Source organism: Deltaproteobacteria bacterium, assembly GCA_020845895.1.
In the GTDB taxonomy this organism is placed as follows: domain Bacteria; phylum Lernaellota; class Lernaellaia; order JACKCT01; family JACKCT01; genus JADLEX01.
The window spans coordinates 1-24,228 of sequence record JADLEX010000047.1; the positions used below are offsets into that span (position 1 = coordinate 1).

At 65.2% G+C, this 24,228-nt stretch carries 20 protein-coding genes; 17 read left to right on the forward strand and 3 right to left on the reverse strand.

From position 1 onward, the window contains the following. The 17 genes from IT350_05805 to IT350_05885 form a co-directional block, all read left to right on the forward strand. Window positions 1–1,076, forward strand: a 1,076-nt coding sequence (locus IT350_05805) for an acetate--CoA ligase family protein (protein ID MCC6157549.1), incomplete at its 5' end; no start/stop codon positions are given. Continuing rightward, window positions 1,073–2,101 (forward strand): AAA family ATPase, encoded by a 1,029-nt coding sequence (locus tag IT350_05810; protein MCC6157550.1) that lies wholly within the window; start codon window positions 1,073–1,075, stop codon window positions 2,099–2,101. The genes IT350_05805 and IT350_05810, both read left to right, overlap by 4 nt. A gap of 70 nt (window positions 2,102–2,171) precedes the next feature. Next, entirely contained in the window at window positions 2,172–3,878 is a 1,707-nt protein-coding gene (gene lysA / locus IT350_05815; GenBank protein ID MCC6157551.1) for a diaminopimelate decarboxylase, read from the forward strand. Between the two features lie 84 nt (window positions 3,879–3,962). Next, on the forward strand, window positions 3,963–4,718 hold the full coding sequence (locus IT350_05820) for a tetratricopeptide repeat protein (protein MCC6157552.1): 756 nt from the start codon (window positions 3,963–3,965) through the stop codon (window positions 4,716–4,718). 92 nt (window positions 4,719–4,810) lie between these two features. Continuing rightward, window positions 4,811–5,674, forward strand: a complete 864-nt coding sequence (locus tag IT350_05825; protein MCC6157553.1) for an MBL fold metallo-hydrolase — start codon at window positions 4,811–4,813, stop codon at window positions 5,672–5,674. After that, a complete protein-coding gene (locus IT350_05830) occupies window positions 5,671–6,969 on the forward strand; it encodes an adenylosuccinate lyase (GenBank protein ID MCC6157554.1) in 1,299 nt (432 codons plus the stop codon). Before IT350_05825 ends, IT350_05830 begins: the two co-directional genes overlap by 4 nt. 96 nt (window positions 6,970–7,065) lie before the next feature. Continuing rightward, window positions 7,066–8,511: an amidophosphoribosyltransferase gene (locus tag IT350_05835; GenBank protein ID MCC6157555.1), complete on the forward strand. Its 1,446-nt coding sequence runs from the start codon at window positions 7,066–7,068 to the stop codon at window positions 8,509–8,511. A 108-nt stretch (window positions 8,512–8,619) separates the two neighbouring features. Continuing rightward, window positions 8,620–9,657, forward strand: coding sequence for an acyl-CoA desaturase (locus tag IT350_05840; GenBank protein ID MCC6157556.1), 1,038 nt, complete (start codon window positions 8,620–8,622; stop codon window positions 9,655–9,657). 96 nt (window positions 9,658–9,753) lie between these two features. Further along, window positions 9,754–11,010, forward strand: coding sequence for a sulfatase (locus IT350_05845; protein ID MCC6157557.1), 1,257 nt, complete (start codon window positions 9,754–9,756; stop codon window positions 11,008–11,010). A 118-nt stretch (window positions 11,011–11,128) separates the two neighbouring features. Continuing rightward, window positions 11,129–11,596 carry a GNAT family N-acetyltransferase gene (locus IT350_05850; protein ID MCC6157558.1) on the forward strand — a complete coding sequence of 156 codons (468 nt, stop codon included), beginning with the start codon at window positions 11,129–11,131 and terminating at the stop codon, window positions 11,594–11,596. Beyond that, the gene (locus IT350_05855; GenBank protein MCC6157559.1) at window positions 11,593–12,774 is read left to right on the forward strand and encodes a thiolase family protein; all 1,182 of its coding nucleotides are present in this window, start codon (window positions 11,593–11,595) and stop codon (window positions 12,772–12,774) included. Before IT350_05850 ends, IT350_05855 begins: the two co-directional genes overlap by 4 nt. 19 nt (window positions 12,775–12,793) lie before the next feature. After that, window positions 12,794–13,741 (forward strand): hypothetical protein, encoded by a 948-nt coding sequence (locus IT350_05860; protein ID MCC6157560.1) that lies wholly within the window; start codon window positions 12,794–12,796, stop codon window positions 13,739–13,741. Between the two features lie 163 nt (window positions 13,742–13,904). Then, window positions 13,905–15,833 carry a hypothetical protein gene (locus IT350_05865; protein ID MCC6157561.1) on the forward strand — a complete coding sequence of 643 codons (1,929 nt, stop codon included), beginning with the start codon at window positions 13,905–13,907 and terminating at the stop codon, window positions 15,831–15,833. A 126-nt stretch (window positions 15,834–15,959) separates the two neighbouring features. Then, window positions 15,960–17,066 carry a formylglycine-generating enzyme family protein gene (locus IT350_05870; protein MCC6157562.1) on the forward strand — a complete coding sequence of 369 codons (1,107 nt, stop codon included), beginning with the start codon at window positions 15,960–15,962 and terminating at the stop codon, window positions 17,064–17,066. A 217-nt stretch (window positions 17,067–17,283) separates the two neighbouring features. After that, entirely contained in the window at window positions 17,284–18,843 is a 1,560-nt protein-coding gene (locus tag IT350_05875; GenBank protein ID MCC6157563.1) for a DUF11 domain-containing protein, read from the forward strand. Next, entirely contained in the window at window positions 18,837–19,616 is a 780-nt protein-coding gene (locus IT350_05880) for a ComF family protein (GenBank protein MCC6157564.1), read from the forward strand. The genes IT350_05875 and IT350_05880 overlap by 7 nt, the downstream gene beginning before the upstream one ends. A 114-nt stretch (window positions 19,617–19,730) precedes the next feature. After that, the gene (locus IT350_05885; protein MCC6157565.1) at window positions 19,731–20,585 is read left to right on the forward strand and encodes an HIRAN domain-containing protein; all 855 of its coding nucleotides are present in this window, start codon (window positions 19,731–19,733) and stop codon (window positions 20,583–20,585) included. A gap of 73 nt (window positions 20,586–20,658) precedes the next feature. On the opposite strand, the gene clpX is transcribed toward IT350_05885, so the two are convergent. The 3 genes from clpX to tig all read right to left on the reverse strand — a co-directional run bounded on the left by clpX (window position 20,659) and on the right by tig (window position 24,079). Beyond that, window positions 20,659–21,930: an ATP-dependent Clp protease ATP-binding subunit ClpX gene (gene clpX, locus IT350_05890; protein MCC6157566.1), complete on the reverse strand. Its 1,272-nt coding sequence runs from the start codon at window positions 21,928–21,930 to the stop codon at window positions 20,659–20,661. Window positions 21,931–21,974: 44 nt separating this feature from the next. Next, entirely contained in the window at window positions 21,975–22,595 is a 621-nt protein-coding gene (clpP, locus tag IT350_05895) for an ATP-dependent Clp endopeptidase proteolytic subunit ClpP (GenBank protein ID MCC6157567.1), read from the reverse strand. 152 nt (window positions 22,596–22,747) lie between these two features. Continuing rightward, window positions 22,748–24,079: a trigger factor gene (tig, locus tag IT350_05900; GenBank protein ID MCC6157568.1), complete on the reverse strand. Its 1,332-nt coding sequence runs from the start codon at window positions 24,077–24,079 to the stop codon at window positions 22,748–22,750. Window positions 24,080–24,228 lie beyond the last annotated feature (149 nt).

A 24,228-nucleotide genomic window follows, 5' to 3' on the forward strand; every position in this document is an offset into this window, starting at 1 on the left:
CCATCGAGCATCCGAATATCGACAGCGTCGTCGTGCTGGGCTGCGAGACCGCCGTGCTCTCGGGCGACACGCTCGACGCCACGCTGCGTCACGCGATGACGAGTCGCACCGTCAACAAGCCCGTCGTCTTCTCGTTCGTGGGCGGCGCGGGCATGGACGCGGCCATCCGCAAGCTGCGCGCCGAGGGTTATTCGATCTACGACGAGGTGTACGACGCGATCTCGTGCCTGGGCGCGGCCTATGCGTACCGGCGAAATCTCGCGCGACTCGACGCGCCGCCTGATGCCCTCGATCCTTGTCTCGCGGCGCTCGACGTCGCGGCCGCCGGCGCGGTGATCGACGCGGTGCGCCGGACGGATCGGCGGTTCCTGTTGCCCGCGGAGGCGCGCGAGCTGATGCGTGCCGCGGGCATTGAACTCCCCCGGCAGGAGATCGCGCGGAACTGGATCGAGGCGGCCGACGCCGCGGAACGCATCGGTTATCCCGTGGTGATGAAGATCGTGTCTCCCGACATCGTTCACAAGAGTGACGCCGGCGGCGTGGCGCTCGACCTCGAGAACCGGCAGGAGGTGCAGGATGCGTGGGATGCGATCATGCACAGTTGCCGCCGCCACAACCCGCGCGCGCGGCTCGATGGCGTCGAGATCGTGGAGCAGGTCGCGCCGGGACTCGAGATCATCGTCGGCGCGCGGCGCGATCCGTCGTTCGGCCCCGTCGTCATGTTCGGACTCGGTGGCATCTACGTCGAGGTGCTCAAGGATGTCGCGTTCCGCGCGCTGCCGCTGTCCAAGGCCGAGGCGGCCCTGATGATGCGCGACATCCGCTCCGCTCCGCTGCTCGCGGGCGTGCGCGGCGAGGCGCCCAAGGACGTGGACAGCGTGCTGGACGCCATCCTGCGCGTCGGCGCGCTGTTGGTGCGTTTCGAGGACATCGCCGATATCGAAATCAACCCCCTGATGGTGTATGAGCAGGGCATGGGTTCGAAGTCCGTGGACGTGCGGATCCTGCTGCGCCCCACCGACAAGGATCCCGACAAGGTTCCCGAGAAGGGTCCTGACAAAGGAGCCGCGAAATGAAGACCGTCATCGTCGCCTCCACCGCGAAAAGCGCCGGCAAGACGAGCATGATCGTCGCGCTCGCCGCGTCGCTCGGCGGACGCTGCGGCTACATCAAACCGGTCGGCGACCGGCTGCTGTACAAAAAGAAACGTCTCTGGGATTTCGACGCCATGGCGATGTATGACCTGTGGGCGCTCGAAACGAATCCCGAGGACATCACGATCGGATTCGAGCACGCGAAACTGCGTTTCATGTACGACGAGGCCGCGGTGAAAGAACGGCTGACCGGGATGATTGAACGCGGCGGCGCGGGTCGCGACGCCGTCTTTGTCGAGGCGGGTCCCGTCTTCTCCTTCGCGACGTCGCTGCACCTCGATCCCATCTCCATGCAGCGCGCGACGGGCGGCGATCTCGTCCTCGTCCTGACGGGGCAGGAATCGACGATCCTCGACGAGGCGCATTTCATTCGCCGCTACCTCGCGGACAACGGCGCGCGCGTTTCCGGCGTCATCGTCAACAAGGTCGCCGATGCCTCCGAATTCGAGTCGCTTCACCGCGACGAACTGGCGAAACTCGACATGCCGCTCTGGGGCGTGGTTCCCTTCGTGCCCCCGCTCGCGAGCCGATCCGTGCGCTTTCTCGTCGAGCGGCTGCTGGCCCGCGTGGTGGCGGGGGAGCCGGGGCTCGATCGCACGGTCGAGAATGTTTTTATCGGCGCGATGTCGGTGAGCGCGGCGATGGGCGACCCGCTGTTCGAAAAACCCGGCAAGCTCTTCATCACGAGCGGCGACCGCAGCGACATGATCCTGCTCGCGATCGAGTCGGGCGCGTCGGCCGTGCTGCTGACGAACAACCAGGTCCCGCCGTCGAATATCCTCTCGCGGGCGTCGCAGGAACAGATCCCGCTGCTGCTTGTCCCGTGGGACACCTATACGACGGTGCAAAAGGTGGAACAGGTCGAGGCGCTTCTCGCCCCGGGCGATCGTGCGCGCGTGGCGACTTTGGCCGAACTCGCGTCGGAGCACCTCAAACCGATTTGGTGATCGCCGGTTTGGTGATCGACTTCGCGCCGCGTTTCGTCGGCTTCTTGAAATCCGCCCGCGTTCGGGTTTAATGCCCGCGTTCCTCAAAGTGGATGCCGCACGTGTCGCGTTTCGTTTGTCCGATTGCCGTTTTGCTCGCGTTGGTCTTCGTCACCTCGGCGGCGTCGTGCGGACTGAAAGGGCCGCCGATCGCCCCGGAAGCGAAGAAGGACGAGCGCCCCGAGCCGCGCTCCGGCTCCGGCGTGCTGCAATTCGGTCCGCAGCCCGAGAAGGAAGACCCCGAAGACCGCCGCATTCTCGATCTCTACGGGCGCAAGGACCGCAAGAAACCGACCGACTTACCGCGCGTCGAGGACGCGATCGGCGCGGACGTCCTGCTCGGCACCTCGGGCGAACCGAAGGACGACCCGGCGAAGGCGAATCCCTTCGATCCGCAGGTGAAGAGCGCGGACGAATCCGAAACCCCGGCGCCGACGCCGACGCCCACCCCCGACCCGAAAAACGACGACCCGGAGAAGCCGTGAACGACTTTCGCTACGTCAACGGCCGGCTGCACTGCGCCGGCGTCGCTCTCGATTCCATCGCCGACGCGGTCGGCACGCCCTTTTACTGCTATTCGCACGAGACGCTGACACGCCACTACCGGGCGTTTCACGAGGGCTTCCGCGACGTGCCGCACGTCATCGCCTTTTCGGTGAAGGCGCTCTCGAACCTGTCGGTGCTGCGCCTGCTCGGCTCGATGGGGTGTGGGGCCGATGTCGTGAGCGGCGGCGAACTCTACCGCGCGCTCGAAGCCGGCATCCCCGCCGAGCGCATCGTCTATTCCGGCGTCGGCAAGACCAGGGATGAACTGGAATACGCCCTGCGCACGGGCACCCTGATGTTCAACGTCGAGTCGAGCGAGGAACTCGCGGCGCTGGCCGAAGCGGCGGCGCGGCTTGGCGTGGTCGCGCCGGTGTCGCTGCGCGTCAACCCCGACGTGGACCCGAAGACGCACAAGTACATCGCCACGGGGCTTCGCGAGAGCAAGTTCGGCATCGCCATCGACCTTGCCCGCGAGAGCTACGCGCGCGCCGCGTCGATGAAGAGCGTTCGCATCGTCGGCGTGGATTGCCACATCGGCAGCCAGCTCACGGACCTCGCGCCGATCCGCGACGCGCTCTCGCGGCTCGAGCGACTGATCGGCGAGTTGCGCGCCGACGGTCACGCCGTCACGCACCTCGATATCGGCGGCGGTCTCGGCATCAGCTACGACGACGAGGCCCCGCCGCACCCGACCGAGTATGCGAGGGCGGTGCTCGAAACCGTGTCGCACCTGAATCTCACGCTCGTGATGGAGCCGGGGCGCGTGATCGTCGGCAACGCCGGGGTGCTGGTGACGCGCCTGCTCTATCGCAAGCGGCAGGGTGACAAGCGCTTCCTGATCGTGGACGCGGGGATGAACGACCTGATCCGCCCGTCGCTCTACGACAGCTTCCACGAGATTCGCCCGGTGCGCGAAACCGCCGCGCCGCGCACGGTCGCCGACGTGGTGGGGCCGGTGTGCGAGAGCGGCGATTTTCTCGCGCGCGACCGCGCCATGGCGGACGACCTGGAGCGCGGCGAGCTGCTCGCGGTCATGAGCGCCGGGGCGTACGGCTTCGCAATGGCGAGCAACTACAACTCGCGCCCCCGCGCCGCGGAGGTGCTGGTGCGCGACGACCGGTTCGCCGTCGTCCGCCGCCGCGAGACTTACGAGGATCTCGTCGGGCCGGAGCGGGTGGAGGTCGATCCGTAGGATGAGCGACTCGAATCGGTCGTCGCCAAGCTTGCCTCATACGCGCGAATTTGGTTCAATCTTCCGGTCTCATTGCGGCAGACCATGAAAAACGAAGATGCGATCCTGTATCAGCGCGGCGCGGACGCGTTCGCGAGGGGCGAGTTCGCCGAGGCGGAGCGGTGCCTCGCGGCGGTGCTCGTGCGCCATCGCGAGTACGCCGACATCTACTCGATGCTCGGCACGATCTTTCACGTGAAGGGGCAGTTCACGAAAGCCCTGCGCCTCTTTGCCCGCGCGCTGGAAATCAACCCCGGCTACACCGAGGCCAAGGTCAACCTGATGATCCTGCTGCAGGACCTGGGCCGCTACGACCGCGCGACGCAGATCCTTCGCCACATCCAGCGCAGCAGCGACGCGCTGCCGCAGTCGCCGGACCCGCTGTCCAAGAACCGGCTGGCCAACCTGCACGCCGTGACCGGCGACATGTACCAGATGCTCGACCTGTACGACGCCGCCGTGGAGCAGTACGAGGCCGCGCTCGACCTGCGTCCCAATTTCACGGATATCCGCCTCAAGCTTTCCCGTGCGTACAAGGCGAAGGGCCAGCTCGAATTCGCCGAGACGCAGACCCGGGCCTGCCTGAAAACGCGCCCCGACCACAACGAAGCCCGCGTTTTTCTCGGCACGTTGCTGATGGCCCAAGGACGGCGCACGCAGGCGGTCGAGGCGTGGCAGCAGGTGATGACGCTCGAGCCGGGAAATGCCGAGGCACGCGACCTGTTGCGCATGGCCGGGGTCCCTGTGGAAGGGGACGCGACGCCCGCCGTCTCGCCCGGGGCGACCACACTCTCGCCCTGACCGAGACGGCCAAAACCTCTTCGGCGTCATGGACACCCGAACCCCGATAGGGTAAACACGGCTCACCCCAGCGGGCTTTCCGGGAGATGTCGTTGAGCGAGTTTTGGATCCGCAGCCTGGCCAGCGGCAGCCGCGGCAATTGCTGGATTCTCGCGGCCGGATCCACGCGCGTGCTCGTCGATGCGGGCATCAACGCGAAGCAGATCCAGTCGAAACTCCTCGAGGCGGGCGTCGAACCCGAGTCGATTCAGGCCATCTTCCTCACGCACGAGCACTCCGATCACATCGGGGGTATTCCCGTGCTGTCGAGGCGGTTCGGCATGCCCACGTTCACCGCGCCCGAGACCGCCGGCGTCCCCAAGTGGGGCGGCAAAGCACTGGCGCATGAACGCGGCGTGCGTGTCGTGCCGCTTGCACCCGGCGAACCGGCGTGCATCGGCGAGATCACCGTGCGTTCATTTCCTGTCAGCCACGACGCCGCGGACCCGATGATGTTCGTCTTCGAGCACCAGGAGCGACGCATCGGCTTCGCCACCGATCTGGGCATGGTGACGCGCCTCGTGCACGACCGGCTGCGCGGCGTGGACGCACTGGTGCTGGAATCCAATCACGACGTGCGCATGCTCGACGAGGGTCCTTACCGTCCCGAGGACAAAAAGCGCATCAAGAGCCGCCTCGGGCATCTGTCGAACGAGCAGGCGCAGGAGTTCGTGCGTCAGATCGCCCATCCGGGCCTCGGCGCGCTGGTGCTCGCGCATTTGTCGAAGATCAACAACACGCCCGAGATCGCCCATGCGGGCATGCGCGCGGTGCTCGACGAGGTTGCGCCGCATACCCATCTGTCGATCGCGTTGCAGGACGAGATCGGAGAGGTGATCGCCGTGCCTCATGTATCGGGCGCGGGCAGGGACGCGGCGACCGGTGTCGGCCGCGCGCCGTTGGAGGCCGTCGTATGATTCCCCGGTATTCCCGCGAGGCGATGGCGCGGATCTGGTCCGACGAAAACCGGTATCGTATCTGGCTTGACGTCGAGATCGCCGCCGCCGAGGCCATGGCCGAGCTCGGACTCGTGCCCGCCGACGCCGTCGCCACGATCAAGGCCAAGGCGAATTTTTCCGTGGCGCGCATCGAAGAGATCGAGGCGATCACACGCCATGACGTCAACGCGTTCATCGACTGCGTGGCCGAATACGTAGGCGAGGACGCGCGCTGGCTGCACCTCGGCATGACGTCGTCGGACGTGCTCGACACCGCCTTCGCGGTGCAACTCGCGCAGGCGACCGACATGCTGCTTGCCGACATCGACGCGCTCATGGCGGCGATCCATCGCCGCGCGATCGAATTTAAGGACACCCTGCAGATCGGCCGCTCGCACGGCATTCACGCCGAGCCGATCACCTTCGGCTGGAAGCTCGCGATCTGGTACGACGAGATGCGACGCAACCGCGAGCGACTTGTGCAGTGCCGCGAGCGCGTGGCCGTGGGCATGGTTTCCGGCGCCGTGGGCACGTTCGCCCATCTGCCGCCCGCCGTGGAAGCGAGTGTGTGCAAAAAGCTCGGCCTGACCGCCGCGCCCGCGTCGAACCAGATCATCCAGCGCGACCGACACGCCGAGTTTTTCTGCGTGCTCGCGGTCATCGCGGGATCGCTCGACAAATTCGCGGTCGAAGTTCGTCACCTTCAGCGCACCGAGGTGTACGAGGCCGAGGAGTTCTTCCACAAGGGCCAAAAGGGCAGCTCGGCCATGCCGCACAAGCGCAACCCGATTCTCACGGAAAACGTGTCGGGCCTTGCTCGCATCGTGCGCTCGCACGCGTCAGCGGCGCTGCAAAACCAGGCGTTGTGGCACGAACGCGACATCAGCCATTCGTCGGTGGAGCGCGTGATCGCGCCCGACGCCACGATCGCGCTCGATTTCATGCTCGGGCGCATGACGGGCGTGATCGACAAGCTGCTCGTGTATCCCGACAACATGGCGCGCAACATGGACATCACGCGCGGGCTTTTCGCCTCGCAGACGCTGTTGCTCGCGCTCGTGAAAAAGGGCGTGACGCGGCAGGACGCGTACCGCATGGTGCAGCGCAGCGCCATGAAGGTGTGGGAAGAGGGTGCGAATTTCGAGGAGCAGGTATTGAGCGACGCCGACGTGATGGCGCGCCTCACGCCGGATCAGGTGCATGACGCGCTGGACGCGCGCGTGCAGGTGCGCCACGTGGATGAGATTTTCGAGCGGGTGTTCGGGAAGAATTGAGTGTGCCCTCACCCCCGTCCCCTCTCCCGCCGGGCGGGAGAGGGGTGCCCCGAGCTTGTCGAGGGGCGGGGTGAGGGAAATTCTGAACGGAGCGCGATGTTGACCGACTGCGACGACGATCATTTCCACGACCAATGCGGGGTTGTGGGCGTTTACGGCCATCCCGAGGCGTCGACCCTCGTGTACCTCGGCTTGCACGCGCTCCAGCACCGCGGGCAGGAGAGCGCCGGGATCGTGTCCTTCGACGGCGAGCGCGCACTGGCGCAGAGGGCGATGGGCCTCGTCCACACCGCCTTCGACGAAGAGACGCTGCGCAACCTGCCCGGCGAGATCGCCATCGGCCATGTACGTTATTCGACCGCCGGGGCGTCCACGTTGCGCAACGCGCAGCCCATCGTCGTCGATACGCCCGCGGGGCCTTTTTCGGTCGCGCACAACGGCAACCTCGTCAACGCCGCCGAACTGCGCCGCGAACTCGAGGAACTGGGCTCGATCTTCCGCTCGACGATGGACACCGAGGTCATCGTTCATCTGTTCGCCCACTCGCGCAAACCCGTGGTGGAACGCGTGATCGACGCGCTCGAGCGCCTGCGCGGATCGTTCAGCCTCGTCATGCTCGCGTCGGATCGCCTGATCGCCGCGCGCGACAGCCGCGGCTGGCGACCGCTCGCGCTTGGCCGCAAGACGACCGACGACGGCCGCGAGGCGTGGATCGTCGCGAGCGAAACCTGCGCCCTCGACCTCATCGAGGCCGAGTACGTCCGCGAGATCGAGCCCGGCGAGGTGGTCGTGATCGATGCGCAGGGCGTGCGTTCGATCAAACCCTTCGAGCCCAAACGCCACGCGCACTGCGTGTTCGAGTACATCTATTTTGCGCGGCCCGACTCGCGCCTCTACGGGCAGGAGTGCTACCCGATCCGCCAATCGCTCGGCGCGCGGCTCGCCCGCGAGCACCCCGCGAACGCCGACGTGGTGATCGCCATTCCCGACTCGGGCTCGCCCGCGGCGTTCGGATTCAGCAAGGAATCCGGCATCCGGCTCGACATCGGCCTCGTGCGCAGCCACTACACGGGGCGCACCTTCATCGAGCCCACGCAGGGCATCCGCAACTTCGGCGTCCGGCTCAAGCTCAACCCGAACCGTTCGGTGTTGGCGGGGCAACGCGTGGTGGTGGTGGACGACTCGATTGTGCGGGGCACGACGTCGAAAAAAATCATCGGGATGATCCGGGCGGCGGGCGCGCGGGAGATCCATGTGCGCATCAGTTCGCCGCCCACGCAGTGGCCGTGTTACTACGGCATCGACACGCCCCGTCGCGAGGAGCTGATCGCGTCGTCGTCCACGGTCGAGGAAATCCGCGACTACATCGGTGCCGATTCGCTCGGCTATCTGTCGATGGAAGGTCTGCACGCCTGTCTGCCGCAGGGCGCGGACAAGTTCTGCTTCGCGTGCTTCGACGGCGATTATCCCGATCCGCCCGCGGACCACGCCCCCACACGCCAACTCGCCCTGTTCGACCTGCGCCAGGACCGCGAACGTTAGTCGGGCCACGCGAATCATTTCTTCGTTGACCGCCAATGCCTTTGCCGTCATCCTATCCGGAGTGAGCGTTTGCCCTGCGTCATCGGGGCCTGTGGAGGAGTGATCGCCATGAAAGCCGCATACGACCGGCCCCCCGACGAGAAGGTCAACTGGGTCGCGTCAATTCCGTTTTTTCTGCTGCACCTCGCCCCACTCGGCGCTCTCTGGACCGGCGTGCGCTGGGTCGATGTCGCGCTGTGCGTCGCGCTCTACTACGTCCGCATGTTTTTCATCACGGCCGGATATCATCGATATTTCGCGCATCGCTCGTTCAAGACCGGGCGCGTGTTTCAGTTCATTCTCGCGCTCGGCGGGTCGACGACCGCGCAAAAGGGCGTTTTGTGGTGGGCGGGTCATCATCGCCATCATCACCGCTATTCCGACACGACCGAGGACATCCACTCGCCCCTTCGCGGCTTCTGGTGGAGCCATATGGGCTGGATCGTGTGCGACAAATTCAAACCCGTTCCTCTGCAATATATCGAGGACTTCGCCAAATATCCTGAACTGCGCTGGCTCGATCGATTCTACGAGGTTCCTTTCGCGCTACTCGGCGTGGCGGTTTGGTACTTCGGCGGCGCGTCGGCGCTGTTCACCGGGTTTTTCCTTTCGACGATCCTGCTTTATCACGGCACCTTCTTCGTCAACTCGATCACGCACCTGTTCGGGCGGCGGCGCTTCGCCACCACCGACACGAGCCGCAACTCGATGCTCATCGCGCTCGTTACGTGCGGCGAGGGCTGGCACAACAACCATCACCACTGCCAGTGGACCGCGCGTCAGGGCTTTTACTGGTGGGAGATCGACCTGTCTTACTACGTGCTCAAAGCCCTCGCGGCCCTCGGCGTGGTTTGGGATCTGCGTCAGCCGACCGAAAAGGTGCTGACGACGAACCTGCTGCGCGAGGGGCATTTCGACGTCGGCATGTTCGACGCGTATTGGGCCAAGGCGTCGCGCGCCGTGGCCGACACGCAGGTCCGCGCGGGGGAACTGCTCGAGGAGAAAAAGCGCAAGCTCGAGGAATTCGTCGCCGCGTCGCGCGCCGCCGCCGAGGAGATCGCGTCAATGACGCACGCCGTTCCGAAGCCGGAAAAGACGGCTTCTTGAGGCTCGCCGTTCAAAAGGACGCCACTAAGCGACGTTGATACGATTGCCCGACTCGGCGAATCGCCTATACTCCCGACCTTTGAGCGAGGTCGGTTCATGTCGAAATGGAAGGGCATTACGGTCTTTCTGGTGGCCTGTTCACTGATTGCGACGGGCTGCGGGAAACTGCGCGAAACTGTGAGTATCGATCGGCAACCGAACGTCGTGCTGATCATGATCGATACGTTACGCGCAGACCATCTGGGAGTTTATGGCTATTCGCGTCCGACCTCGCCCAATATCGACCGGTTCGCCGCCGACGCGGTGGTGTTCGACCGAATGCACGCGGTCAGTCCGTGGACCATGCCGTCCACCGCGTCCATATTCACGTCGCTGCCGCCCCGGGATCACGGGATCACGGAGTGGGAGAACCCTCTTGAAGAGCGCTTTCTGACGCTGGCCGAGCACCTCCAGTCCAGCGGTTATAAGACCGAGGCCATCGTCAGCCACGTTATCTTCCGCCCGCGATACGGCTTCAACCAAGGATTCGACCGATTCGAGGCATTGGTTTTGGGAAAAGGCAAATCCAGGCTCATCACATCGTCCCGGGAAGTCACCGATCGGGCGATCAAGGCCGTCGACCGCGGCGGACGGGAGCCGTTTTTTCTGTGGGTCCACTACTTCGATCCGCACAACAACTACCTGCGCCATGAGGAATTCGACTTCGGAAAAAAGAAGGTCGATCTGTACGACGGCGAAATCGCATACACCGACAAGCACATCGGGCGCCTGCTGGATCACCTGCGGAAGACGGGGCGCTTCAAGGACACCGTCATCGCCATTATTGCCGACCACGGCGAGGAGTTCGGCGACCACGGCGGCACATGGCATTCGCGAACGCTTTACGAGGAGGTCCTGCGCGTGCCGTTCATCCTGCGCGCACCGGGCTTCTCTCCTGGTCGCGTGGATACGGTCTTGTGGCAACTCGACGTGGCTCCCACGATCCTGTCTCTGCTGAACGTGGCTCCGCCGCCGTCTTTTCAGGGACGGGTGATCGAGCACGCCGAGGGTCGATTCATCAAGGGCGCCGATCGGACGGTGTTCGCCGAGACTTACCGGTTTGCCGACAAGCGCGCGGTCTTCCACGAAAACCGGAAATACATCGAGGACCGGGAAGCAAAAAAAACGGAGCTTTTCGACCTCGGAGAAGACCCGAAGGAGCAAAACAATGTCGTCGACGCGCAGCCCGAACGCGCCGCGGCGCTACGCGCGATGCTGGAGGAGCACCACACCCGGGCTCGCGCAAAGATCTCCTCGAACCCGATCCCCGGCGAACTCGCCGAGGAACTCAAGAGTCTCGGCTATCTCCAGTGAGCGCCCGCCCGCACCGACCGGTCGCGCCCCAAATCGAACGGAATCGACGACTCGCGCGCTGCACTGATCGAACCGACCGAACCAGGCGACCCCTCACCGCCGCGCTGCGGGAGCGTCCTTGAAACTCCTTTGGATACGTCGCGACTCGACGCACTGGCCCGGCGCGGCCGATTTGCGCACGCGGGTATTCGTCGGCGAGCAAAACGTGCCGCCCGAACTCGAACTCGACGAATATGACGCGACGGCGGACCACCTCGTCGCCCTCGACGACGACGGCGTCGTGCGCGGCACACTGCGTCTGCTGCCGTACGGAGAGGGCGACGTAAAGATCGGCCGCGTCGCGGTGGATGCGGCGCTTCGCGGAACCGGTCTCGGTCTCGCACTCATGCGGGAGGCGTTCGCCGAGGCGCGGCGTCGGAATTGCGGCGCGGCGCATTTGGGTTCGCAAGTGACCGTCGTCGGCTTTTATGAGAAACTCGGCTTCACGGCCTTCGGCGATGTGTTTGACGACGCGGGAATTCCGCATCGGCACATGGTGCTGCTTTTGGACGCCTCGGGCGAAATTCGGGAGGGGGAATCGTCATGATCGATGTGTACTTGGTGTCGGGCGTGCGGACGGCGATCGGGAAACGCGGGGGAGCTCTGGCGAAATCGCGGGCCGATGAACTATTAGCGACGGTTCTCGCCGAGGCGGTGCGCCGCGCGGGCATCGATCCCGCGCGAATCGACGACGTCATCGGCGGCACGGTCACGCAGATCGGCGAGCAGGGTTTCGTTCTGCCGCGAATGGCCGCGCTCGTCGCAGGTTTTCCCGCCGAGGTTTCGGGCGTTTCGGTCAACCGCCAGTGCGGCAGCTCGCTCACCGCGATCAATCTCGCCGCCGGGCTGATTGGATCGGGGCAGCGCGACGTGATCGTGGCGACCGGTTGCGAGCTCATGAGCAAATACGCGATCGGCGCGGACTGGTTCGGCCTGACGATGAACAACGGCGAGGCGGCGGGCATGCCCTTCGGCCCGAAATACCTGGAGCGCGTCGGACAGCTCGCCGATCAGGGCCAAGCCGCGCAGATGATCGCCACGAAATGGGGCGTCAGCAAAGTCGAGTGCGACGAATTCGCGTATCGTTCGCACCAACGCGCGGCGGCGGCCACCGCGGCGGGGCATTTCGCCGCGGAGATTCTTCCGATCGAAGTGGACGACGGCGCGGGCGGCACGCGCACGCACGCCATGGACGAAACCATCCGCCCCGAAACATCGATGGAAAAACTCGCGGGCCTCAAAACCGTCTTCGGCACCGAGATGATCACGGCGGGCAATTCCAGTCCGATCTCCGACGGCGCGTCGGCGGTGGTGCTGGCGTCGGGCGCGGTGGTGAAGGAACTGGGTCTCAAACCCCTCGCGCGCTTCGTCATGTCCGCGGTCACGGGCGCCGATCCGCTGCTCATGCTCACGGGACCGATTCGCGCGACGGAAATGGCGCTCAAGCGCGCGGGGTTGAAACTCGCGGACATCGACGTGGTGGAAATCAACGAGGCGTTCAGCCCGGTTCCGCTGGCGTGGGGGCGCGAGCACCATCCCGATTGGGAAAAGGTCAACCCGAACGGCGGCGCGATCGCGCTCGGCCATCCGGTCGGCAACTCCGGCTGCCGACTCACCATCACCGCGATGCATCACCTGAAACGCACCGGCGGGCGCTACGGCATGATCACGCTGTGCACCGGCGGCGGCATGGCCCCGGCGACGATCATCGAAAACGTCGGATAACGCTCGGGAGGGCTCTTTCATGTCGATCCGAAACCGCGTCGCAATCGCGTTGCTGGCCGCGATGTTTTCGCTTTGGACCGCCTGTGCCGATACTGCGGAAGATGAAGCGGATGGCGATACCCTGAGCGACGACGGGATCGAGGTATTCCCCGGCGTCGTCGATTCCGGCGGCTGGATGTACGTGCGCGGCGGCGCGATTGACGGGAGTGACGACCCCGGCGACTACGAGGTCGAGGCTGCCATCGACGGCGGCGCGACCGTGACGCTGAACGCGGACGCCGTCATCGACGACGTGCTGGCCGTGCCCGTGCCCGACGACTTTCACACGCAGCTCGGCGGCGCGGGGGCAACGGTGCGCGTGACGACGCCGGACGGCGACACGATCGAGGCGAAAAGCCCGATCTACGCCGTCGAGGACAACGGGTTCGGCGGGCGGACGAGCGAGCCGGGGTGGGGGATGCTCGGCACGGTTTACGCCCTCGTGCAGGGCGCGCCGCAACTGCCCGACCACGACGATCCCTGCGACGATCCCCTCGTGCCAGAGGTTCCGTATGAGTGCCCGTACACGACCATGCTCGTGCCGAATTTCGCGGTTCCCGTCACGCCTTTCGATCAGGGCTTTCCGGGCCTGTCCGCGAATCTCAAGGAGTGGTTCGGAATCTGGTTCGACGGCTACCTTGTCGCCTCGGAATCGGGAAGTTACGAACTCGGACTGTGCTCGGACGACGGATCGCGTCTTTACCTGCCCGGCGTGTCCGACGACCCCGTGATCGTGAACGACGGCCAGCATTCGTACCAGTGCGTCGGCGCGGAGGTCGAGTTGGATGCGGGTCGAAACCGATTCAAACTGGACTATTTTCAGGGGCCGGCCAACGAAATCGCGCTGGAAATGTACTGGACGCCGCCCGGAGGCGCGTCCGCGATCATCCCGGCGACGCAGTTCCGTCTGTTCGACGAGGACTTCTAACCCGGGACCGTCCCGCGGTCGCCCGGTCGAGATCGCCCGTCACCGGAGTGTCGTCCGGCACTCCGAAAAACGCATTTCCTATGGCAAATGGGTTGTCCATCTGTTATAAATACGTGTCCTTGCCGGACGCTTCCGGCAGGACCGAATGGGGAGAGGTTTTGTCATGGGGGATGATCGAAAACGTAGGCGTCGTTTCGGTCGCGCGCTGGTCGCCGCGGTTGTCACTTTCGTTGTCCTGGCGGCATTCGCCCCGGCCGCTTTCGCCCAGACGCAGGATCAGCGCACGCTCTTCGTGATCGGCAACATCAACTCGGCCTTCGGCACGTTCCCGCTGCGGGCCTACAACATCGTCGACGACACGATCGTTCTCGCGAACACCTGGTACCCGGCCGCGCGCGACGACGGCGCGGTGGGTATCGGCGTCGATCCCGTCAACGCGCACATGTTCGTCACGTACGAGAACCTCGACCTCACGGTCGGCGTGGTGGACGTGTACGACGCCACCGACGCCACGCCGCTCGGACAGATTTCGCTCGTCGGCACCACGAATCTCGCGGGCATCGACGTGCACGCGGGGCGCGGGGTCATGTACGTCGTCGACCGCTGCATGCCGACCATCTACACCTTTGACACGGACACGTTCCAGCCGATCGACTCGTGGGACATGCCGACCAGCAGTTGCGCCTATGGCATCGACGTGATCGACGAGGAAGACCTGATCTTCGTCGCCGACGCGTCCAACACGGTGCACTGGTATGATATCGACACCCACGAAGAGGTCGGCAGCGCCACGCTCACGTACCCCTCCGCGTCCATCGCCGTCGACTATTCCGAGGGCTACCCGGTCATTTACACCTCATGCGTCGATGGACAGTCTGAAATCGCGCCGCCCGGCGACGTGCCTTATCTGGTGAAGTACAACACCAACACCGACACGCAGACCACGTATTATCTCGGCGCGAATCAGTCGGGGCGCGGCATCGGTCTCGACGTCGTCAATCGCCGGGCGTACATCGCGGCGGGCGTCGTGGGCGGCCTCGCGAGCGGCACCATCCGCGTCGTGGACATGGACACGATGACGGAGCTGTCGCGTTCGCAGCTCCCCGGCGGCTTCGGCACGCCGTGGAGCCCGACGGATCTCGAAACCACGTGGCTCGCGTTCGGCAGCAACATCCAGAAGACCTCGCCGACGCATCCCGACGGCGAGATTGAGGTTGGCCAGCAGATCACGTTCGAGATCACCATCGAGAACCGCTACAGCCGGCCGATCCACGTATTACCGTTCAAGGACGATTACGACCCCGCGCACCTGACCTTCGTGTCGGCTACACCGACCCCCGACAACGTGGACACGGTCAACGGCGTGGTCGAGTGGAATGATCTGATTCCGTCCGTCGGCCACGATATGGAGTTCGAGGAAACGTACACCGTCACGGTCGTGTTCGAGGCGAATCCGCCCGACTCGTGCGAGACGTGGGTGGACGGCACCAACACCGGCATCATGTCCGGCGCGGAAAACGACCGCGGCGACGTACTCGATGAGTCCTCGGGCTCGATGGCTTATCGCATCTGGTGCACCTGCCAGAACGACGAGGAGTGTGACAACGGCCTGTGGTGCGACGGCGAAGAGCAGTGTCTCAACCGCGAGTGCGTGTCGCTCGGCAACCCGTGCCCCATCGACGACGGCATCTTCTGCAACGGCGAGGAGACGCTGGTGTGCGTGGAGGAGACGCAGGAATGCGGCCACTCCGGCGACCCGTGCGCCGATGACGGCAACCTGTGCAACGGCGTCGAGTCGTGCAACGAAGAAGCAGGCCAGTGCGAAAACACCGGCGACCCGTGCACGGACGACGGCGAGTATTGCAACGGCGACGAGTTCTGTGACCCGACGAAGGTGGATTGCCGGCACAGTGGCAATCCCTGCGACGAGGACGAGACGTGTAACGAGCCGACGGACGAGTGTCTTGCGCCCGGCGAGGACCCCGGCCTCGACAAGGAGCCCGGCGGCGACAAGGACGAAGACGCCGGCTGGCCCGAGGGTCAGGTGACCGGCGGTTGCTGCGGCTGCGGCGACAACGGCAAGGACGACTGACGAAACCACGAATCGAGCGAGCCCGGGGCGGCGGTTCCGGGCTCGTTTCATTTCCCGGCCGCACTCGAAAAATTTCGACTCGTGCGTCCGGTTCATCGCGGGCTCTGCCCGCGCGGGAGCGATGCGATGAATTTTGCGAAGGTTTCCGTTTGGCGATTCGCGATGCTCGCGACCTTGCTCGCGTCCGTGACGATCGGTTGCGGCGACGATGACGACGACGATTCCGAGCCCGGCGATGACGACGCTGCCGACGACGATGTGTCCGATGACGATACGGAAGACGACGACACGGGGGACGACGACACGGCGGACGACGATACGACAGATGACGACACCGGCGACGACGACACGGCGGACGACGATACCGACGACGACACGGCCGACGACGACACGGCCGATGACGACACGACCGACGACGACACCGGTGACGACGACACGCAGATCGCGTGCGAAGACCTGATCACACCCGAACTCGTCGAGCCCGAGGTTGTGGAAATTCCCGCGGGGACGTTCACGCAGGGCAGCCCCGAGGAAGAACTCGGCCACTCGAGTCTGGAAGAACAGCGCGAGGTCACGATCTCGAAGGCATTCTACATGATGAAGTATGAGGTCACGCAGTCGCTGTGGCTCGCGGCGATGGGCGAGATCAATCCCTACCAGGTGGAGTGCGGCGACAACTATCCGGTCACGGTGGTGCGTTGGATGGACGCGGTCGAATTCGCGAACCTGCTTTCGGTCGAATTCGGCTACACCGAGTGCTACGAGATCGGCGAGACGAGCGCGACGTGGGACACCGACTGCACCGGGTTTCGCCTGCCCACCGAGGCCGAGTGGGAATACGCCGCGCGCGCGGGCACCGACACGGCGTTTTACAACGGTGACATCGTCGATCCCGGCTGCGCCGACGAGGGGTTGCTGGACATCGCATGGTACTGCGGCGCGGGATACTCCGCGCATGAGGTCGGCCTGAAGGATCCCAACGCGTGGGGCCTGTACGACATGCTGGGCAACGCTTGGGAGTGGGCGTTCGACGGCTACGATGCCGAGCCGTACAATTACGACCCCGCGGGCCCGGTGACCGACCCCGTCGCGCCGGGCACGTTGGCGCGCATCTATCGCGGAGGTTCGATGTACGCTTACGCGGCCAACTGCCGCGCGGCGTATCGGCGGCTCGCGCTATCGACCTACATGGACGAGGACAACGGCGTGCGGCTCGCGCGCAACAAGCCGTAGGGAGAGGCGTGAGGCGTGAGGCTTGGGTCTTTGGGCTTGGGGCTTGGGGCATGAAGCGGGGGTAGATCCTTCGCTTCGCTCAGGATGACAGATGCGAGGGTGCAATTCGTCGCCCTGAGCGTGTCTTTGTCACCCTGAGCGCAGCGAAGGGTCTGTTCGCGGCAGACAATGGTTTAACGGCAAACGGCTCGCAAGAGTCGGGCGGGAGAGACAGCACATGAATCGTTTTCGCATGTTCGTGACGGTGATGGCGGCGTTGGCCCTGGTTGCGTCGTTCGCGGCAACGGCCGGGGCGCAGAGCGTTCCTTCGGAGCCGCGCGTCGTCTACGCGCTGGGCAACGTCAACGCCACCTTCGCATATCCCGTCAATGTCTTTCTGATCTGGGACGACGAACTTATTCCCGCCGAAACTCTGTTGATCGATCCGGAGGACGAATTCGAGCCCGTGGGAATCACCGTCGATTCGCTGAACAAGCGTGTATTCATCGCGCCGGAACACGGCGATGCACTCGGCGTGCTCAACGCGGAAAACGGTGAATTGCTTTCTCCCTTCACGATCGAGAGTGCGGGCGGGCTCGCGGGTCTGGAAGTCGTGGAGAATCAGGGCGACTTCTACGTCGCCGACCTGACGGACTACGACATGTTCGTTTACGATCTCGAAACGCTCGATCGCATCGATGAGTGGGTCGTTTCCGGCGGCTCCGCGGCGTTCGGCGTCGCGGTCTCGAGCGGACTGCTTTATCTCGGCAACGGCTCGAACGTCGTGCCGATCTATAACGTCTACACGCACGAGCAGGTCGGCGATTTCGAGATCGCCGACATGGCGCTCGCCATCGACGTGTGGGAGATGGACCCGCCGCGCGTCTTCACCTCGCCGGGGTTCACCACCAACTTCGTCACGCGATACGACCTGGGGACGGGCGTGGAGACGCAGCTCGATCTCGGCACGATCGCCAAGGGACTCGCGGTCAACTCCGACGCCGGACTCCTCTATCAGCTCGCCGGTTCGGGCATCCTGCCGGAGACAAGCCTTCGCGTGATCGACGCCGAAACGCTCACCGAGCTGTCGAGCCACCCGCTCGGCGACGGCACATGGAGCCCGACCGACGTCAAGATCGGCAGCAACTCCTTCGGCCGCCGCGTGGCGGTCGATCTGATCGGCGTGACCGAGCGCGTCTTCGATTCCGGTCAGACGGTGACATTCGAGATCATCGTGACGAACGATGCGGATTCGGCGATCGAAACGATGCCCTTCGAGGTGCTGTTCCATTCGGACACGCTGACCTACGTGAGCGCGACGCCGGCTTCCGACGCGTCCGATCCCGCCGGTTCGGTGACGTGGACCGACATCACCGCGAACCAGGGCGAGAACCTCGCGCCGGGCGAGAGCTTCACGATCATCGTGGAATTCACCGCACAGGTCCCGCCGGGCTGCGCGGGCAGCGAAGGCGACATGGTGATCGCGCGGATGGTGGGAGCGTCGCTCGGCGGCGGCGGCACCGTCGAGGACTCGGCGGGCAGCACGCGCTTCGCGGTGCTGTGTCCCTGCGCCGACAGCGCGGTTTGCGACGACGGCCTCTTCTGCACGGGTGTCGAGATCTGCGACTCCACGAACCAGTGCGAGGACGGCGACCAACCGTGCGAGATCGACGAGATCTGCAACGAGGAGACCGACTCGTGCGATCCGCTTCCCGGTGCTGATGACGACGACGACCTGCCCGAGCCCGAGGCCGACGACGACGACGATTCGTCCGGCCAGGGCGGATGCGGGTGCTGACGGCCGCGCGCCGGGTATTCGACACGATCTTTCCGCCGGTGTGCGTGCTGTGCGGCGGTCTCGCCGCCGGCCCGGACACGGGCGTTTGCGCGCGGTGCGACGCCGCGCTGCCGCGCATCCTTCCGCCGTATTGCCGGGTTTGCGGAGCGCCTTTCGAGTCCGGTCTCGCGTCGCGCGCATGCCTCGACTGCATGAGCGACCCACCGCCATACGCCCTCGCGCGGGCGCCGCTGCGCTACGAGGGCGAGGCGCGCCGTTCGATCCTCGCGTTCAAGTTCCGGCTCGGCGTGCATCGGGCTCGCGGCTTCGCCGACCTGCTCGCATCCGTCGTGTCCATGGGTGTGACCTGGAGCGATTTCGACATCGCCGCGCCGGTGCCGCTGCACCCGCGCCGCCTGCGCGAAAGGGGCTACAACCCGCCGCTGCTCATCGCGCGTCGGCTCTTGCGCCAAACGCCCGTCGCGCTGCGTCCGGAGCTGATGCAGCGCGTGCGAGATACGCCGCCCCAGCGCGGCCTGTCACGGGCGGGGAGACGAGACAACGTGCGTAGCGCGTTCGCCGTGCGCGACGGCGAAACCGTCGCGGGTCTGCGCGTGCTGCTCATCGATGATGTCCTCACGACAGGTGCGACCGCCGCCGAGTGCGCGCGCGTGCTGATGCGCGCCGGGGCCGCGCGCGTCGGCGTCGTCACGCTCGCCCGGGCAACGCGCGGACGCCCGGTGCTGGACGAGGACCCCATCGACGAGACGGACGAAGACTCCCCATCGTCCTGAAAATCCCGCCCACGACATGCGACGCCTTTCGCGTCATGCGACGCCCTTCGTGACATGCGACCCCCGATGACGCATGGCCGTCGTAATCTCGGAATCGTCACCGGGGGTTGCGCCATGTTGGTTATCGGAGTTTTTCGGGTGTACGACGTTCGGATTCGCATGTCGGGTACGGAACAGGAGTTCGTCTTCATCGAGTCGAACGGGGCGCTGACGCTCGTGTCGGATCTCGATGTGTCCCAATTTCACCTTCTCCTCGAGCGCGCGATTCGCCCGAAGACGGTCGATGCCGAGATCCGCATCCGGATGTACGGGACCGCGGGCGAGCGGCGGGATTTGCCGGCGCGTACCGATCCCGTTGCGCGGTTCGCCGCATTGTTTCTCGCCCTCGCGCACATCAAGGGCGGGGCGATCCTGCGCGGGCTCGAGATCGCGGACGGCTTCGACAAGGCGGACGAACTCGATGTCGAAGTCGCCTCGAAGCTGCTGGATGAGGACGAACGGCAAAATGTGCTGGCCGAGGCGCTGTGGAGCCCGTGGCACGGACGGCCGCTGCCGACGACCCACCCCCTACGCGCTCTCGCGAAGCTCACGGACGAATCGGACGAGGACCTGGTGCGCCGCCTGCGCGAGTGGTACGGCCGCGCGACGCGCTGGTCGAGCCGCGTGGTAGGTTTCGCGCACGTGAAGGAACACTTCATCCACCTGGAGCACGGGACCGAAGTGCGTCGCCTCGAAGCGGGCGATTCGTGCTGGCTCGTGCGCGAGCACGACAACCCCGTCGATCCCAACGCGGTGATGGTCATGCATGAAAGCGGGCAGAAACTCGGTTACCTGCGGCGCACGATTGCGCAAGTGCTGGCGACGCACCTCGACCGCGGCGCGATCTTCGATGCCCGCGTGTGCGCGTTCCTGCCGCGCGAGTATCCGCTCGACGAGCGCGTCTACCTGGAGATCCGCCGCGCGGCGTGAAGCCCCAAGTGCAAAATCGAAGGGCGCCCCGATCGGGCGCCCTGCGCGGTCTCAGTTGGTCGGAAATCTCGGCTTACGCGATCTCCTTGGGCTGGCTCACCTTGTCGGCGTCGTTGCCGTAGACGAGGATCGGCCGCTCGTCGGAGTTGATGACCTCTTCGGAAATCACGACCTCGCGGATATTCGACTGCGAGGGCAGCTCGTACATGATGTCGAGCATCGTGTTCTCCATGATCGAGCGAAGGCCGCGCGCGCCGGTGCCCCGGGCGAGCGCCTTGTGCGCGATGGCGCGCAGCGCGCCGTCCGAAAACGTCAGCTTCACGTCTTCCATCTCGAAGAGCCGCCCGTATTGCTTGACCAGCGCGTTTCGCGGCTCGGTGAGCACGCGGATCAGCGCGTCTTCGGCGAGTTCGTGCAGCGTGACGACCACCGGCATGCGGCCGATGAACTCGGGGATCAGGCCGTACTTGAGCAGGTCTTCGGGAATGAGGTGCGTCAGCAGTTCGCTCTCGGAATGATCGCGCATGTCGACGACGTTGGCCGTGAAGCCCATCGTCTGCTTGCCGATGCGCCGCCGCACGATGTCGGCCAGGCCGTGGAACGCGCCCCCGCAGATGAACAGAATGTCCGTCGTGTCCACGTGCAGGAAATCCTGCTGCGGGTGCTTGCGTCCGCCCTTGGGCGGCACGTGGGCGATCGTGCCCTCGATGATCTTGAGCAGCGCCTGCTGCACGCCCTCGCCCGACACGTCGCGGGTGATCGACGGCGAATCGGACTTGCGGCTGATTTTGTCGATCTCGTCGATGTAGATGATGCCGCGCGTCGCGCGCTCCAGGTCGAAGTCGGCGTTCTGCAACAGCGAGAGGATGATGTTCTCGACGTCCTCGCCCACGTAGCCGGCCTCGGTGAGCGTGGTGGCGTCGGCGATGGCGAAGGGCACGTTGAGCACGCGGGCCAACGTCTGCGCGAGCAGCGTCTTGCCGCTGCCGGTCGGTCCGACGAGCAGGATGTTGCTCTTGGCGATCTCGATGTCGCCGCGCTCCTGGCGCGACTGGATACGCTTGTAGTGGTTGTGCACGGCCACCGCGAGCGTCTTTTTCGCCCGCTCTTGGCCGATCACGTAGTCGTCGAGCTTGACGTGAATTTCCTTGGGCTTGGGGTAACCCGCCTCGGTGCGCTGGCGATCCCGCTGCGTCTCCTCGGCGATGATGTCGTTGCACAGGTCCACGCACTCGTCGCAGATGTACACGCCCGGGCCGGCGATGAGTTTTTTCACCTCGCGCTGGCTCTTGCCGCAAAAGCTGCAATTCAGGTTGTGCGTGTCCTCGGGGCCTCGTTTGACCATGCGTCCTCCTCACCCGGCGCTTCCGCGTGCGCCGGGGCGGGAATTCATTTCGCCTCGCCCGGCTTGTCGCCCGGCTTTTCGCCCGGGGGCCGCTGCGCCAAAACCGCGTCGATCACGCCGTAGTTTTTCGCGTCCTCGGCGCTCATGAAATAGTCGCGGTCCGAATCGCTCTTGATCTTCTTCACCGTCTGTCCCGTGTGCGACGCCATGATGCGGGCAATCTCGTCCGCGGTCTTAATGATCTCGCGGGCGTGAATGTCGATGTCGCTCGCCTGACCTTGCATGCCGCCCATCGGCTGGTGGATCATCACCCGCGCGTGCGGGAGGGCGAACCGCTTGCCCGGCGCGCCGGAGGCCAGCAGCACCGCGCCCATGCTCATCGCCTGGCCCATGCAGATCGTCGAAACCGCCGGCTTCACGAACTGCATCGTGTCGTAGATGGCGAGCCCGGCCGAAACCGAACCGCCCGGCGAGTTGATGTAGAAGTGAATGTCGGCCGCGGGGTCTTCGCTCTCCAGAAACAGCATCTGCGCGATGATGAGATTCGCCACGTTGTCGTCCACCGGCGAGCCCAGCATCACCACGCGGTCCTTGAGCAGGCGCGAATAGATGTCGTACGCGCGTTCGCCCCGGTTCGTCGATTCGATCACCATCGGAATCAGCATCGTGCCACGGCCCCTTCGGCGTTTTCGCGTTCGCTCACCGTTCCAGTCTCGAAACCAATCTAGCGCACGAACGCGAAAAAGCGAACACCTCGGCGGCGGCGCATTTATGCGTTCTCCAATGTTTTCGTCGTTTTTTCGGCGGACTTGACGACTTATTCGTCCGCGTCGCCCGCATCCGGACCGACCTCGGCCTCGGGGGCGTCAACCCACTCGACGTTCGCGCGCTCGAGCAGGAAATCGACCGTCTTGTCCTCGACGATCTGGTGACGCAGGCCGTGCACCATCTCGTTCTTCTGGTAGTACGCGGCGAGCTCCGCGGCCGACTGCCGGTACGCCTTCGCGCGGTCTTCGTAGTAGGCCTGAAGATCCTCGTCGGAGCACGCGATGCCCTCGGCCGTGGCGATGGCGTCGAGCAGCAGCACGGCCTTGACCTCTTTCACGGCCTCGGGGCGCATCCGCTCGTCGTAGCCGCGCAGCAGTTCCTCCGCGCCGTCGCCCTGCACGCCCGAATACATCAGGCTGTAGCGCGCGCGTTCCTTCATCGATTCGAGCTGCTTGCCCACCATCGAATCGGGCACGTCGAAGTCGTTCGACGCGAGCAACGCGGCGACGAGCTCGCCACGGTCGTGGTCCTTTGCCCGGCGCTCGGCGTCCTTCATCAACAGGCCGCGCTCGTAAGCACGCAGTTCGTCGAGCGATTGGTACTCGCCGAGATCCTTGGCGAATTCGTCGTCGATCGCGGGCTCTTGCCGCGTCTTGAGCGACTTGACCGTCACGGTGAACACGGCCGCTTTTCCCGCGAGGTGCGCCGCGCCGTATTCCTCGGGAAACGACACGTTCACGTCGAGCGTCTGGCCGGCGCGCGCGCCGACCACCTGATCCTCGAATCCCGGAATGAACGAGTTGCTGCCCAGTTCGAGCAGGTGATTTTCACCCTTGCCGCCGTCGAAGGCCACGCCGTCTACCTTGCCTTCGTAGTCGATCTCGGCCACGTCGCCCTTTTGCGCCGGGCGGTCGTCCTCGATCGGCACGAGCTGGGCGCGCGACTTGGCGAGCTGCGCGAGCCGGCGGTCGATCAGCGCTTCGTTCACCGCCGGCCGGCGGCGCTTCACGCCCACGCTTTGGTAGTCTTTCGGCGCGATCTCGGGCGACACCTCGACCACCGCCACCGCGCCGAACGCGCCATCGGGGTCGAACGCGCTCGATTCGATCTCCGGCCGCGCCACGAGTTTCAGGTGGTGTTCCTCGACCGCCTTGTCGAGCGCCTCCTGGAGCAGGTCGCCCTTGAGTTCCTCCATCACGTGCTCGCCGTAGTGGCGCTCGATCATCGACATCGGCGCCTTGCCCGGGCGAAACCCGCGAATCTGGGCATGGCGACGGACGTCATTGAGCATGTTCCGGCGGCCGCTCTGAACGCGTTCGGCATCGACCTGAATGTGAATACGCTGCTTGACCGGCGAGACGGCTTCGACCCGGATGTCCATGGCGATCCCCAAGCCCGCAGAGGGCGCGTGACGGCCCCGCGCGCGCGCAATCCGGCGGTCGGCGGGGCGAAAAGACGCGATTGGCGCCGCGTTGGCCGGGCGCCGCGCCATCGTCTAACCCAAGGGCCGAAAAACGTCAACGCTCCCCG